The organism is Algoriphagus halophilus (assembly GCF_041729275.1).
Lineage (GTDB): Bacteria > Bacteroidota > Bacteroidia > Cytophagales > Cyclobacteriaceae > Algoriphagus > Algoriphagus halophilus_A.
This window is the reverse complement of record NZ_CP146486.1, coordinates 3,149,092-3,162,483: the sequence shown is the minus strand read 5'-3', so window position 1 is coordinate 3,162,483 and position 13,392 is coordinate 3,149,092. Positions and strand designations below refer to the sequence as shown.

At 40.4% G+C, this 13,392-nt stretch carries 14 protein-coding genes and 5 pseudogenes; 5 read left to right on the top strand and 14 right to left on the bottom strand.

The window, feature by feature from the left end:
* Nucleotides 1-16 precede the first annotated feature (16 nt).
* The 3 genes from V8V91_RS16950 (at nt 17) to V8V91_RS16940 (ending at nt 982) form a co-directional block, all read left to right on the top strand.
* Nucleotides 17-313 (top strand): HNH endonuclease, encoded by a 297-nt coding sequence (locus V8V91_RS16950; RefSeq protein WP_373396391.1) that lies wholly within the window; start codon nt 17-19, stop codon nt 311-313.
* A 140-nt stretch (nt 314-453) separates the two neighbouring features.
* Nucleotides 454-660, top strand: coding sequence for a hypothetical protein (locus V8V91_RS16945; RefSeq protein WP_373396389.1), 207 nt, complete (start codon nt 454-456; stop codon nt 658-660).
* Nucleotides 661-682: 22 nt separating this feature from the next.
* Entirely contained in the window at nt 683-982 is a 300-nt protein-coding gene (locus V8V91_RS16940; protein WP_373396388.1) for a hypothetical protein, read from the top strand.
* Nucleotides 983-1,141: 159 nt separating this feature from the next.
* Here V8V91_RS16940 and rpiB read toward each other — a convergent pair whose 3' ends face one another.
* The 3 genes from rpiB to glyA form a co-directional block, all read right to left on the bottom strand.
* Nucleotides 1,142-1,579, bottom strand: coding sequence for a ribose 5-phosphate isomerase B (gene rpiB / locus V8V91_RS16935; protein WP_373396387.1), 438 nt, complete (start codon nt 1,577-1,579; stop codon nt 1,142-1,144).
* 126 nt (nt 1,580-1,705) lie between these two features.
* On the bottom strand, nt 1,706-2,563 hold the full coding sequence (gene tatC / locus V8V91_RS16930) for a twin-arginine translocase subunit TatC (protein WP_373396386.1): 858 nt from the start codon (nt 2,561-2,563) through the stop codon (nt 1,706-1,708).
* A gap of 16 nt (nt 2,564-2,579) precedes the next feature.
* Nucleotides 2,580-3,848, bottom strand: coding sequence for a serine hydroxymethyltransferase (glyA, locus tag V8V91_RS16925; RefSeq protein WP_074226024.1), 1,269 nt, complete (start codon nt 3,846-3,848; stop codon nt 2,580-2,582).
* A 160-nt stretch (nt 3,849-4,008) separates the two neighbouring features.
* Between glyA and V8V91_RS16920 the strand changes: the two genes are divergently transcribed.
* Nucleotides 4,009-4,383: a UDP-glucuronosyltransferase gene (locus tag V8V91_RS16920; protein ID WP_373396385.1), complete on the top strand. Its 375-nt coding sequence runs from the start codon at nt 4,009-4,011 to the stop codon at nt 4,381-4,383.
* On the opposite strand, the gene V8V91_RS16915 is transcribed toward V8V91_RS16920, so the two are convergent.
* A complete protein-coding gene (locus V8V91_RS16915; protein ID WP_373396384.1) occupies nt 4,380-4,607 on the bottom strand; it encodes a hypothetical protein in 228 nt (75 codons plus the stop codon). The two genes, V8V91_RS16920 and V8V91_RS16915, sit on opposite strands and share 4 nt — an antisense overlap.
* Nucleotides 4,608-4,711: 104 nt before the next feature.
* Between V8V91_RS16915 and V8V91_RS16910 the strand changes: the two genes are divergently transcribed.
* Entirely contained in the window at nt 4,712-5,620 is a 909-nt protein-coding gene (locus V8V91_RS16910; RefSeq protein WP_373396383.1) for an AEC family transporter, read from the top strand.
* A 2-nt stretch (nt 5,621-5,622) separates the two neighbouring features.
* Here the strand turns inward: V8V91_RS16910 and V8V91_RS16905 are convergent.
* From V8V91_RS16905 to V8V91_RS16860, 10 genes and pseudogenes are all read right to left on the bottom strand, one after another.
* Nucleotides 5,623-6,425, bottom strand: a pseudogene (locus V8V91_RS16905) (inositol monophosphatase).
* A gap of 18 nt (nt 6,426-6,443) precedes the next feature.
* Nucleotides 6,444-7,138 (bottom strand): annotated as a pseudogene (gene rsmI, locus V8V91_RS16900) (16S rRNA (cytidine(1402)-2'-O)-methyltransferase).
* Nucleotides 7,135-7,367: pseudogene (locus V8V91_RS16895) on the bottom strand (4a-hydroxytetrahydrobiopterin dehydratase). The pseudogenes rsmI and V8V91_RS16895 overlap by 4 nt, the downstream one beginning before the upstream one ends.
* Before the next feature lie 12 nt (nt 7,368-7,379).
* The gene (locus V8V91_RS16890; RefSeq protein ID WP_074226017.1) at nt 7,380-7,646 is read right to left on the bottom strand and encodes a DUF493 family protein; all 267 of its coding nucleotides are present in this window, start codon (nt 7,644-7,646) and stop codon (nt 7,380-7,382) included.
* An 83-nt stretch (nt 7,647-7,729) separates the two neighbouring features.
* Nucleotides 7,730-9,837, bottom strand: a pseudogene (locus V8V91_RS16885) (peptidylprolyl isomerase).
* Nucleotides 9,838-9,922: 85 nt separating this feature from the next.
* Nucleotides 9,923-11,203, bottom strand: a complete 1,281-nt coding sequence (locus V8V91_RS16880; RefSeq protein ID WP_074226015.1) for a hemolysin family protein — start codon at nt 11,201-11,203, stop codon at nt 9,923-9,925.
* A 2-nt stretch (nt 11,204-11,205) separates the two neighbouring features.
* Nucleotides 11,206-11,415 carry a hypothetical protein gene (locus tag V8V91_RS16875; RefSeq protein WP_373396382.1) on the bottom strand — a complete coding sequence of 70 codons (210 nt, stop codon included), beginning with the start codon at nt 11,413-11,415 and terminating at the stop codon, nt 11,206-11,208.
* A gap of 35 nt (nt 11,416-11,450) precedes the next feature.
* Nucleotides 11,451-11,600 (bottom strand): annotated as a pseudogene (gene lptC / locus V8V91_RS16870) (LPS export ABC transporter periplasmic protein LptC); the annotation flags it as partial.
* 135 nt (nt 11,601-11,735) lie between these two features.
* Nucleotides 11,736-11,993 carry a hypothetical protein gene (locus tag V8V91_RS16865; RefSeq protein WP_373396381.1) on the bottom strand — a complete coding sequence of 86 codons (258 nt, stop codon included), beginning with the start codon at nt 11,991-11,993 and terminating at the stop codon, nt 11,736-11,738.
* Between the two features lie 88 nt (nt 11,994-12,081).
* On the bottom strand, nt 12,082-13,383 hold the full coding sequence (locus V8V91_RS16860; RefSeq protein ID WP_373396379.1) for a hypothetical protein: 1,302 nt from the start codon (nt 13,381-13,383) through the stop codon (nt 12,082-12,084).
* Nucleotides 13,384-13,392: the final 9 nt, after the last annotated feature.

The following is a 13,392-nucleotide window of genomic DNA, read 5'->3' as shown; positions in this document are numbered from 1 at the left end:
CAAACCAAAAACGAGCTTGAAGGAATTACTTGAAATTTTTGAAACTGAGAAAACCTGTATTTATCGTGGCGAAGAATACCATGTAAGAGATAATGGAGCCATTTTTAGGTTTAGGAAACAAAACAAAAGAAAACGACCACTAGATGAAAAATGGACCTTTGGAAAGCCTGACTCCCAGAAAGGTTACTTAAATTTTTCTTCAGAAACTGTGCACAGAATTGTGGCAACTGCTTTTCATGGAAAACAGCCATCAGAAAAGCATATTGTAGACCATATTGATACTAATAAAAAAACAACAGGCCAGAAAACTTAAGGTGGATTACAAGACTGGAAAACATTTTACTTAATCCAATAACCCTTTCAAGGATAATTTTCAAGTATGGAAGTATTGATAATTTCCTTGAAAATCCAGCTAAACCAAAAAATGGAGAACTTGAACAGAATTTTGGATGGATGAGGACAGTTACAAAAGAAGATTCCGACAACACAAGACAGAATTTGACACAATGGGCTCAAGAAGGTAAGATTCCAAAAGACAGTCAATTAGGAGAATGGATATTTTCAAAAATCAGCTATCAAATTGACTATATGGCTAAAGAAAACCCTTTGACGGAATCATTGACTCCTATTGCGATTCAAAAAATGGAAAACGCCAAATGAATTTCCAAATTGCCCCTCATTATTGACAGAAAGTACAATAAGAAAATATTATGAAAAGCTTTTGCCTGGAAATGTATTCTCAAAGAATCAATTCAGTGAATCAATTGTTGAAAAGACAGAATTAGCAAAGAATCAAAATGAACTTTTTGTAATTACCAAAAGTGATAATGTAAAACCTTTTGCCCTCGCTAAAGTATTTGTTGAGAACAATAAGTTAGTACATGAAAACCTTGGTTCTTTTTTGATTTTAACGGAGCGTATAAAACGTACATACTTGCAATTGGTCAAGAATGGAAAGGTGGTCAAACTTTCGATGATTTAGTTGGGTGAAAAATGAAAATAAACTAGGCCCAACAATGGATAAAATGCATTCCCAACTAATCTAACCGTAGTACGACATTTTAGCCAAAACATTAACAGTAACAAAAATAGCCCATCCTGTTTTGACAAGATGGGCTTTTGATTGATGGAAAATCCTGAATTAGGTACAAGCGATTTTATTTACTCGATTCTGATGTCTTCCCCCTTCAAAGTCGGTAGTCAAGAAAATCTCAGCAAGCTTTTCGGCTAGTTCGTAGGAAATAAAACGTGCTGGCAAAGCAAGTACATTCGCATTGTTATGCTGTCTCGCCAAAGCTGCCAATTCTTCATTCCAGCAAAGCGCCGCACGGATTCCCTGGTGCTTGTTGGCGGTGATCGCCACCCCATTTCCACTACCACAGATCACGATCCCGAGTTCATACTTTCCCGCTTCGATCGCAGCACTCAAAGGATGTACAAAGTCTGGGTAATCCACGGATGCGGTAGAGAATGGACCAAAGTCCTTCACTTCATATCCAAGGGACTCCAGTTTGGTAATCATTTGGGCTTTGTATTCAAAACCTGCATGATCTCCTCCTATTGCTATCTTCTTTGCCATAAGTTGTAAATTTATATAGGCTTCGACTTCCTACACTCCGGCAGGCGGGCGCTCAGCCTGACATTGTTGTCATCCTGAGCGGAGTCGAAGGATATTATGATTCTAATGTCTTAAAATCCTACCTCCCTAATCTCCCATTGCATCTCTTGCTTCTTCTTCCGCTTGTTTGATCGCTCTTTTTCTTTCCAGTCTTTTCGCAATCTGAATTCCTGCCTCATACAACACCAAGATCGGCATCGCAATCAAGACCTGGGAAATCACATCCGGAGGCGTAATAATCGCAGAAAGCACCAAGATCACTACAATGGCATGTCTTCTATATGCTTTTAGCATGGCTGAAGACACCAATCCTGACATGGCCAAGAAATACACCACTACCGGAAGCTGGAACATAATGGCAGAAGCCAAGACCAACATCGTGAGGGTAGAAATGTAGGAGGTGATATCAAACTCATTCAGGATCGAAGGATCCAGTTGGTAGTTTGAAAGGAAGTTGATGGAAAGTGGGGATAGGATATAGTATCCAAAGGCCGCTCCCAAAAAGAATAACAAGCTGACGAAGAATACGGCTCCTCGAGCAGCATTTCTCTCCTGATCATATAATCCCGGGCTGATAAACCTCCAAATCTCCCAGAATACAAAAGGAAAGGCTGCAATAAACCCTACCACAAAGCTCGAAGTCATGTGCATGGTAAACTGCCCCGTCATTTGCCTATTCTGAATCGTAAATGGTAATTCATCGATACAAAGAGCAGTGATTCCGAAATAATCACTGACATTACAAAGCCATCGATAGGTCACGAAGTCCACCTTGGAAGGTCCCAAGATTACGACTCCAAAGACAAAACTCTTGGCTACGAATGCAGCAACGGAAAGTATTAAAATTGCAGAAACAGAACGAAGAAGGTGCCAACGAAGGGCTTCTAAATGGTCCAAAAAGGACATTCCTTCTTCTTCCTCATCTTGATATTGATCTAACGCCACGGGTGATTTTTAAATTCTAATATAATGGAAACTGATTCATCCATGCATTGACTTCACTTCTGATGGTAGCCAATTCAGCTTCATTTTCGTGATTTACCAATGCTCGGTCAATCAAACCTACAATTTTGATCATATCGTCTTCTTTCAGGCCTCTGGTGGTAATAGCAGCAGTACCTACTCTCATTCCTGAAGTGACAAATGGAGATTTGGTATCAAACGGAACCATGTTCTTATTGATCGTGATATCCACTTTGCCTAAGGTCTGTTCAGCTATCTTACCAGTCAAGTCCTTATTTCTAAGATCGATCAACATCATGTGGTTATCTGTACCACCTGAAATGATTTGATATCCTAAACGTACGAACTCTTCTGCCATGACGGATGCATTCTTCTTTACTTGCAATACATATTCCATGTATTCATCCGAAAGCGCCTCTTCGAAAGCGATTGCTTTGGCAGCAATGATATGCTCTAATGGGCCACCTTGTGTACCTGGGAAAACTCCCATATCTAACAAGGAAGACATTTTCTTGATTTCTCCTTTTGGAGTGGTCAATCCCCAAGGATTGTCAAAATCCTCACGCATCAAGATCAAGCCACCTCTTGGACCTCTCAACGTTTTATGGGTGGTCGTAGTTACGATATGGCAATGCTCCAATGGATCATTCAACAAACCTCTCGCGATCAAACCAGATGGATGGGAAATATCTGCTAATAAAAGCGCACCTACTTCATCCGCAATCTCTCTCAGTCTTGCATAATCCCAATCACGGCTATACGCAGAAGCACCACAAATGATCAATTTTGGAGAAACAGCCAAGGCTTTCTCTTCCACTTTATCGTAATCGATTCTTCCAGTCTCTTCCTCCACACCGTAGAAATGAGGCTCATATAATTTACCTGAGAAGTTCACTGGAGAACCATGTGTCAAGTGACCTCCATGAGAAAGGTCAAATCCTAAAATCGGATCACCTGCTTTTAGGCAAGCCAATAATACCGCTGCATTGGCCTGTGCCCCAGAGTGAGGCTGTACATTGGCCCAAGTAGCTCCAAATAATTTCTTGGCACGGTCGATCGCCAGCTGCTCAATTTCATCGACTACTTCACATCCACCATAATATCTCTTGTTTGGTAAACCTTCTGCGTATTTGTTGGTCAACACGCTTCCAGCAGCTTCCATTACTTGTTTGCTGGTGAAGTTTTCGGAGGCAATCAGTTCGATTCCTCTCTTTTGTCTGTCCTCTTCTTGAGCAATCAGATCAAATATTACCGTATCTCTTTTCATAATCAGGGGTTTGAAAGCGGATTAGCTTATGGATTAAGAGCTGATGGTCACAGCCCAAAAACGAGCCCAAAAATAGCCTGAAACTCTTGATATTCCAATCCAAATACTGCTTTGATCAAAGATTAAAGAATTCCTTTCACAGATTCACTATTTTAGCAGCATGTTTGATTTCAAATTCACACCGGAAACCTATTTTCAAGAAGACACTACTTCCGTGCTATTGGTCAGGATGCAGTATCCGGAAAGTCAATGGGGAGAACAGATCAGCATTTATGCACACTGGATTGAGGGAAAGATTCAGTTCGAGGCGGTAGATTTTTATGGGAATGACTTTATGCTCTATCCATCCTCGAGTTTCGAACCCTTGAATTTTGAGGATTTGGTGTACCTATTGGAAGGAATCCAAGTGAATCAGGATTCGAATGAAGGAAATATAGAAATGACCCTATACGGGATTCCGAAGGCAGAAAGTGCTTTCTACCCAGAGCTGGAAAAATATTTTGAGGAAAAAAGGGAAAATGCAGGTTTAGATTAAAAATCTAAGGCATTTTGGCTCCTGTTGGATACATAACTAGAGCGGAACCAATATTCATAGGTAGAAAAGTCTACGCATTCATTTAATTCCATTCCTTGAAATAAGATCTTCTTCAAACTATTGACAGGAAGCCAAGATTTAAGCTGCTGAGCTTGTTTCGAACTTAATTGAGAAAGTTGAATCCATTTTCGCCCTTCAATTGAAATAGGTACAAGTTTCGTCATATAGATTTAGTTAGGTCAGGTAAAAGTATGCTGATTTTCAATACGATACAAAATTTGAAAATTAATTTTATGTTAATAGCAATTCAATTTTATCCTAAAACTACATGATACCAGTAATCATTGCAGTTTTGGGGCTTTTTTTGGGATTATTTCTTCAAAATCGAGACGAATTCCCTACCGAAAAAGCTACAAAATGGACCAATTTTTATTTATTGAATATTGTATTGCCTGCCTTGGCATTGCTTTATATCCCACAAATCAAGGCTGAATGGAGCTTATTGATCCCCATTTCTGCGGCTTGGTTTACCTTTATCACTTCCTGGATCATCTTCGGGATTTTAGGAAAACTGTTGCACTGGGATCGAGGCTTAACAGGCTGCCTGATCATTGTCGCGGGCTTGGCCAATACCTCATTTTTAGGTTTTCCGATTGTAGAAGGGCTCTATGGAAAGGAAGGAATGCCTATCGCCCTGTTGATGGATCAAGGAGGATCCTTCTTATTGGTTTCTTCCTTGTCAATCATTGTTGGGTCACTCTACAGTCATAAAAGTGGAAAGCTCCGTCACATTCCCCTAAAAATCATCAGTTTTCCTCCTTTTGGATTTCTGATGGGCACCTTAGTAATGAGCATTCTGGAAATTCCTACTCCAGAGATGTTGATGCCCTTGCTCAAACTAATAGGAAGAACCATGGCCCCAATGGCCTTATTTGCCATTGGGTTAAAATTCTCTTTGGATTTTGACTCTTTAAAGTCCCGCTATTTCTGGATGGGGATGGGGTATCGGTTGATTATAGCTCCTATACTCGTCTGGTTGATCTATCGCAATTTCTTACCTCAAGATAGCCTTACCTTCAAAGTAACCGTGTTGGAAAGTGCAATGGCCCCTATGATTACCGGTTCCATTGTAGCCATCAGTTTTGATCTAAGGCCCAAATTAGCCACGCTATTGGCAGGACTGGGCATTCCTATTGCTGGACTTAGTTTGTTGGTATGGTATTACTTATTGGGTTAATCCTATTGCCAGATTGCCTGTATCTCCTTGGTGAAGTCTTCTTGAATGTGGTGATTGCTGGCAATAATCTCCCTTCCGAAAATATAATTCTTCCCACCAGAGAAATCAGTTACTGCTCCGCCTGCTTCTTGAACAATCAATGCACCGGCAGCCACATCGTAGGAATTCAGGTTGTATTCAAAAATCCTTCAATCCTTCCAGCGGCCACATAGCAAAGATCGGTTGCAGCGCTGCCAAACCTTCTAATCCCATGTGTCTTTTGCATAAAGGTCTTTAAGGCAAACAAATACTTATCGATCAATTCAAAATTGTAATAGGGAAAACCTGTAGCAATCAAGGAAGCTGACAAGTCTGGAGCCGAACTCACTTTAATTCTGGTGTCGTTACAGAAAGCTCCACCACCTTTCATGGCATAAAAGCATTCATGTCTATTCACTTCATAAACCACTCCCAAAATCACTTCATCGTATTCCATCAAAGCAATACTCACTGCAAAAACAGGAATTCCATGAATGAAATTAGTAGTTCCATCCAATGGATCAATCACCCAATTGTATTGATCCGCCTGGGTAGTGTTAGTCCCCTCTTCTGTAATAAAACCGGCCTCAGGAAGAATTTTGGATAGGGCAGCTACAATCATTTTCTCGGCTTCTTTATCTACATAAGAAACCAAATCGTTAAAGCCTTTGTGTTCCACTTTATCTGCACTGAAATGTTGACGCTCTTTTCTAATAAAAGAACCAACGTTCTTGGCAATTTCCTGAGTTTGCTCCAGGAGCGTACTTAATTGATTCTGGGTATCCATAAAATAATAGATTTGTTATTAGGCTTTGGGGTTCTTTCCGGCTACTACTAAAACAATTTCGCCTTTGACTGAGTGGGTATTGTAATATTCTATTAATTCTGCCAGTGAACCTCTGACATTCTCTTCATGAAGTTTCGTCAATTCCCTGGAAACGCAGGCTTGGCGATCTTCTCCAAAAGCTTCGGATAATTGAAGCAAGGTTTTTTGTATCCGATGGGTAGATTCATAAAAAATCATGGTCCTGGTTTCTTCCATCAGACCTTCTATTCGGGTCTTACGCCCTTTTTTATGAGGCAAAAAGCCTTCGAAAACAAATCGATCATTGGGCAATCCACTATTGACCAAAGCAGGAACAAAGGCAGTAGCTCCGGAAGGCATTGAACTTCCAAACCCGCTTCTAAAACTGCTCTTACCAATAAAAACCCAGGGTCTGAAATAGCCGGGGTTCCAGCATCTGAAACCAAGGCAAAATACTCTCCCGCTTTCATCCTACTGACCAATTTTTCCACTGCTTTATGCTCGTTGAAAATATGGTAACTCTGCAAAGGACGGGATATCTCCAGATGCTTTAACAAAATGCCACTAGTCCTCGTGTCTTCCGCGAGGATGACATCTGCCTGTTTCAGCACTTCTACCGCTCTGTAAGTGATATCCTTTAAGTTCCCTATAGGAGTGGGGACAATGTATAAATTGGGACGAGACGTTTCGCTCATTTAATCAGGGCATCAATTTCTTTCGCTAACGACCGATCCTTTCTGTCACGGTATTTCCCTCATCATGTGTGGTCAACTCAATGGTGACCTCATTATACACATTACTCCAGTTGGGATGATGCTGGGAAGCCTCTGCGAGGAAAGCCACTCGGGTCATAAAAGCAAATGCCTCTTGAAAATCTTTAAATTTGAAAGTTTGCTTGAGTTTATTGTCTTCTTCTGTCCACATCATCTTTTGGTTTTATAGTGAAATAACTCCTTCTACTTTAGCTGCTTTTTCATAAAGGTCCACAATCTGATCTGACGTATCCATCATCGCCTGAATAGTGGCACTTATGTACTTCCCTCCTGAACTAGGCTTTAATTTCACCTCGTTCTTAGGAAACAACGCTTCGATCTCAGTTTCCTTTCCTTTAGGAACTATAAATTTAAACATATAGAGCATAGGAAATTGTCCTGACCCCTCTAATTTCTCTTTAAAGTTTTCTCTATCAAAGTTCTTTTCCATAGTAATCCGCTTCAACGTGTTTAGAAATAGCTTCAAACAAAGAACCCATGCCGATTGGCATGGGTTCCGATGAGCTTCTTTATTTAAAAGAATTTATATCGGTAGTCTTTCACATCTGCGAGATCCTGCAGGGCCATCATGACCTGATAGGAAGTCCTTTGTGAAGCACTCTGTGTCAATTGACTTTGGAAACCACTATAGTCTCCTAATTCTGCAGCTGGGTTCAAGCTGTTCAGCTTACCTACGATTACTCCAACATCTTCTTTAATCGGTGCAGTCATGTCACCAGCGTTCTTCAACCCGAAGATGGATCCGATTGCTTTAGGAGCAAAACCAACGCCTGGAATCACAGAAGCACTCAACTTCAAGTCTGGAGTAGTATTTAATGAAGCCTCAGGGAATACTGCTTGCATTTCTTCCAAAGTAGCTTTACCTGCTAATTTCTCAGCAATCATCGCAGCTTTCTTATCATTTCTAACCTGCGCTTCTACTTGAGGACGAACATCAGCCAATTTCGCATCTCCTTCTTCTTTTTGCTGATCAAAGAAGCAACTACATAATTGTTATCCAATTCGAATACTGGGGACACCTCATCGGCAGAAGCTTCTGTAAATGCCCATCTCACTACTTCTCTTGCATTTTGGATGTTGTTGATGTTTCTGCTAGTAGCATCTACATTACTTGCTTCCAAAACTCTATATCCTTGCGCAGCCGCATTTTCTTTGAACTGGTTTCTGTTTCCGCTCTCAGCAGCAAAAGAATCTGCATTTCTGAATGCTTCGTTTCTAGTTGCATCACTTGCTACCAATTCAATTTCCAAGGTTGCCAATTTAGTATATTGAGTTAATGGCATTCCAGTAACCTCAATGATATGGTAACCATATTCTGTTTCCACTACATTATTGATCAAACCAAGAGATTTTGCAGCGAATACTGCATTGGCAAATGGCTCTACGAAATCTGCTTTCGCAAAGTAGCCAAGGTCACCACCGTTTTGAGCAGTTCCATCTTGACCATACTGGCTTGCAGTTACTGCGAAGTTAGCTCCACCTTTCAGATCCGCTAAAATCTGCTCTGCTTGCGCTTTGACAGCAGCTTTGGTAGCATCATCCATTCCTTCAGTGCTCAATAATATATGAGAAGCTCTCATTCTTGCTGGACCTTCATATTGATCACTTACCTTATAAGTAACATAGGTAGAATTTGGAGTTACAAATGGACCATAAGTAGCACCTTCTTCAATTTCATCTACATTAGAAGTGAAGCTAGCGGGAAGGTTGGTGCCTGGAGCATACGTAAAGAAAGGGAATTGAGTCTCAGAATTTCTAGCTACAAAAGCAGAGTCATTCTCAGAATTTCTCAATTCTTCTGTTAAGCTTTGGATCTCCGAAATCACCTCAGCAGAATCTTCACTGCTTGGCAAAATGCTAAAGCTTACATATTCAATATTGGCACTAGTACCTGTTCTGAACTTACTTTGGTTTTTGCTTAGGTAGTCTTTCATTTCGCTTTCGCTCACAGAAACTGCTGAATCAGCAATTGCATAGTAAGGAACAAACAAATGAGAAACATCTGCGATGGTATTTGCAGCTTCATATTCGTGCTTTGCTTCTACTGAAGTCACGTACTCCGAGAAGGTAAGCATGTTGTCATATTTGATTCTCAATCTAGAATCTGCAAATAATTGCTCCTGCTGAGCCCAGAAAGCCTGCTGAGTAGGATCAGCATTTTCTAAAGACTGAAGGAAAGATACCAATTGAGACTTGTCGAATTCACCGGTCTGAGGGTTCACCAATTGCTGACGTAATTCCGCCACAATGTTTTTCCCCTGCACCATATCTACTAATTCCGCATCAGAGATGGTCAAGCCAAGCTTTTCATACTCCTCGTTGAATACCTTTTCAACGATCAATGCCTGCCATGCCTGCTCTCTTACGGTAAACATTTCTGGCTCGGAAGGAGCTCTACCTGTTCTTTGTTGGAAAGCAACTCTAAATTGCTCAATGTTTGCCACGTACTCTTCATAGGAGATTTCCTCTCCTGCGATTTCCCCAACAACATTTTGATTTGAATTGAGTATGGAGGAATTTGGACTTAGCAAATCTCCACCCAATAGGAATAAAATCAACCCGCCGGCAATGACACCGATTGCGAGACCCGTTCTCTGTCTTATTTGTTTAATTAACGCCATTTGTATTTCTACGCTTTTTTAGAAGTGTCGCAAAATAATAGCATTAGGGTCGAAATTCAAAATATATTCTGAATCAAACATTTATCTAAAAAATCCCTGAGCTATTAATTTTCAGCTTAACTGAGTCAATTCGATGGTCTTGCTTGGTCATGATTGTAAACGTATACGGACCAAAAACGACCGATTCGCCCTTCTTGGGCAGGTTTTCTGTCAAAGAAAGAATTAATCCTGACAATGTTTCAAAATCACCGTAAGGTAAATCCCATCCATATTTATCATTTAAATAATCTATTTCGTGACGGGCACTTAACAAATATTCATGATCTCCGGTCTTTTGTTCGATCAAATCATCATTGTCGTACTCATCTTCGATCTCTCCAAAAATCTCTTCAATGATGTCTTCCATGGATACAATTCCACTGGTTCCCCCAAATTCATCCACCACCAAAGCCAAACTTTTTCTTTCCTGGATAAATTGGATAAGCAGTTCATTGGCCAAGGCTGATTCTGGCGCAATAATTATAGGAGTTAGGATTTCCTCGATACTTTTCGGCTTTTTGAACAGCTCTAGTTGATGACAATAACCGATCACATCGTCGATGGTTTCACGATAGACAATCACCTTGGAGTGACCGCTTTCTGCAAATACCTCTTTCAGCTCTTCTATGGTATCCTCAATTTCTACCGATACAATGTCTGTTCTAGGCACCATGCATTCTCTCACACGCACTGTTTTAAACTCCACCGCATTGTCGAAAATCTTGGTATCTATATCCACTTTCCCCTCTTCTTTTTCCTGAGTCAAATGATTTTGGATAAAACTATTCAAATCCGTCACGGTAAAAACCGGTTTGTCTTCACTGTATTCCAGTCTCAATATCTTGGTAATGAAGAATCTGGAAAGCCCTACCACTGCCCAGACAATGGGATACATAATAAAATAGATTGCCAAAAAAGGCAAGGCAAAAAAAGTGAGCATGCTGTTTGGGTTCAGCATAAAAATGCTTTTCGGAAGGAATTCTGCCGTCACCAATACAATCAAGGTAGAAATTACGGTTTGGAGCACCAATACAAGCGCTTCATTGTTAAAGCCTTCCGGTAGCATCATGTTTAAAGGGTCCTCTAACAGGAATGCCATGAAAATACCATAGAGCACCAAGGAGACGGTATTCCCCATCAAGGTAGTTCCTATAAATTGTCCGGTATTATTGACAAAGGTACTGAGTACTTTGCCTACCAAGGACCCTTGTTTTCGCTGAAGCTCAATCTGCAGCTTGTTGGAGGAAATAAAAGCGATTTCCATTCCCGAAAAAAATGCTGAAAAAAGCAGCGTGATAATCACGTATATCAAATAAGAAACATCCATGTTTAATGCTTTTTCCGCTTTTTAGTTTTTTGCTTTGGTTTTTCGGAGTCTTTTGGGTCGTTGGTCCTTCTATATTGAAACCAAAATAGCAAGGCTACGGCAAACATAAAAACTGGATAGGACACTTCTACGCCTTGACTCAGACTAAGGTGAATTCCAATGATTGCGAATGCTAGCGCAAGAGATAAAATAAGGACGTCAGGTAATTTCAATCTAATATTTTTGGTAAATCTAATACATGTGGAGTTTATTTCTCTTCTCCAGGAAGTAAGGTCCTACTATCTCTTATATTTTTCAAGGTATAATTGGAAAAGCTTTCATCTGCCTCCATTCCTGTACCATTAAAAAGTGTCTGCCCATCCCGCACTGTTACAAATTTCTCCGTATAAATTTTCTTTTGATTGGGGTTCCAAAAATCTCTTCAGCCTTCAAACCCTGATCCTTTCCAGATTTTCCACCTGCACATCACCCTCCCCTTTATAAAGATTATCTTCTCTAAGGTAATACCCTCTGTCTGCACGCATGGTGGTGGTTATATTTCCTGCTTTATCAAAAAAGTAATGTCGATTCCTTCAGGAAATTCCAGATTTCCATTTTCGAACTCCAATTGCTTGGGAGCTTTGATTTCAGATCTGATAATGGCAGAATCACTGGATACCAAGTTGATATTAATGGAGGTATTCATCGGCCCATCATATACCTGCAAGGCAGCCGCATCCACATCTTCCCGGCAAGAGGAAAATGCCATAACACAAATAGAAAGTAAGACGAATAGGTGGCTAAACTTCACGATACAAAGATAAATGAAAATTAAATGATAAGTAGTAAACGCAAAAAGGGCAGCTGAGTAGCTGCCCTTTTAAGAATATTAACTAAAATTAGTCTCTTGTAGCCAAGGTTACGGTTTCACCAATCCAACATCCAGTGTTGATAGTGCCGCCCACTTGTAAGCTTTCTGTAAACAATTCCTCTTTGGATGGGAATCTAGCTTTGGCATTGGCCATTCCTGTATTGTCACCAGCTCTTTGATAGGCATTATAGGCTGCGATGTATATAGAGTAATCTTTAGCACGGCTTTCTCCACCTTTACAATCGTTCATAGAACCCATGTACAAGTCACCGATCAATTTCCAAGCATCTTTAGACTTAGACTCATCCATTGCAGCAGCTTCTTTAGCAGCAGCTCTAGCAGCAGACTTCTGACCTTTGGCGCCATAAATCTTCGCCAATTCAAACTTCACTTCCGCTTTCTGAGCATCGTTCTCAGCCAAAGTCATGGCCTTCTCCAATACTGGCTCTGCTTTGTCGTAATCTTTCTCCTGTAGATATCTCATCGCTCTTACTTGAGAAGTTGCGAATGTAGGGTTATTGGTATCGATGATTTCCAAAGCCTGAAGGAACGCATCAGAAGAGAAACACTTGTATTGTACAGAATAGTTGAAGATCTGATTAGCCAATTTCTCATTAGAAGGATCAGAGGCCAATTTTGGACCCATCGTGTTTTCGATGAAATCACAATCGATCAATTCCATAGCCACCAACAATTGCTCTAAAGTACCTTTTTGGCTGGATACATCTTTTCCTTCAGCTTCTGCGTCAGCAAGCATCGCTTGGATTTTATCGTGAATCTCTAAAATCTCCTCAGGAGTATAAGCCTTGTTATAAGCATAGTTTCTATAAACCAAATCAAAGTAAGCAGCAGTCAATTGGTAATTGATTGTACCGTTCAATTCCATCGCTTTTTCGAAATCCTTGATAGCTCCTTGTAACTTATCCTTATCACTTTTGTAATACTGATAGCCGTAGTAAGCTTTGTTTTCGATCCACTTTGGTTCATTGTCATACAATTCACCTCTTTTTTCATAAAGGGCAATTACGGAATCCTGATACACTCTTTTCTGAGCTTCATCAGAAACTGCATCTGCTGCACCATCATAAATTTTGGTCCCGTTGATATACAAAGACTCATTTAATTCTGGAACATTCACTAGTAACCAACTTAATGGCTTCGTTGCGTCTACATACTGCTCTGACTTCATATAGTCAGTATATGCAGCATTCAATTCTCTTGCTTTGGCTTCTTGCGCAGGATCAGATGGCCAATTCCATCCATCTTGCGCTTGAACCACGCCAGCCATCAATACAGCTGCTAGACCTAATAGGGTTGATTTAATTTTCATGGTTATTAT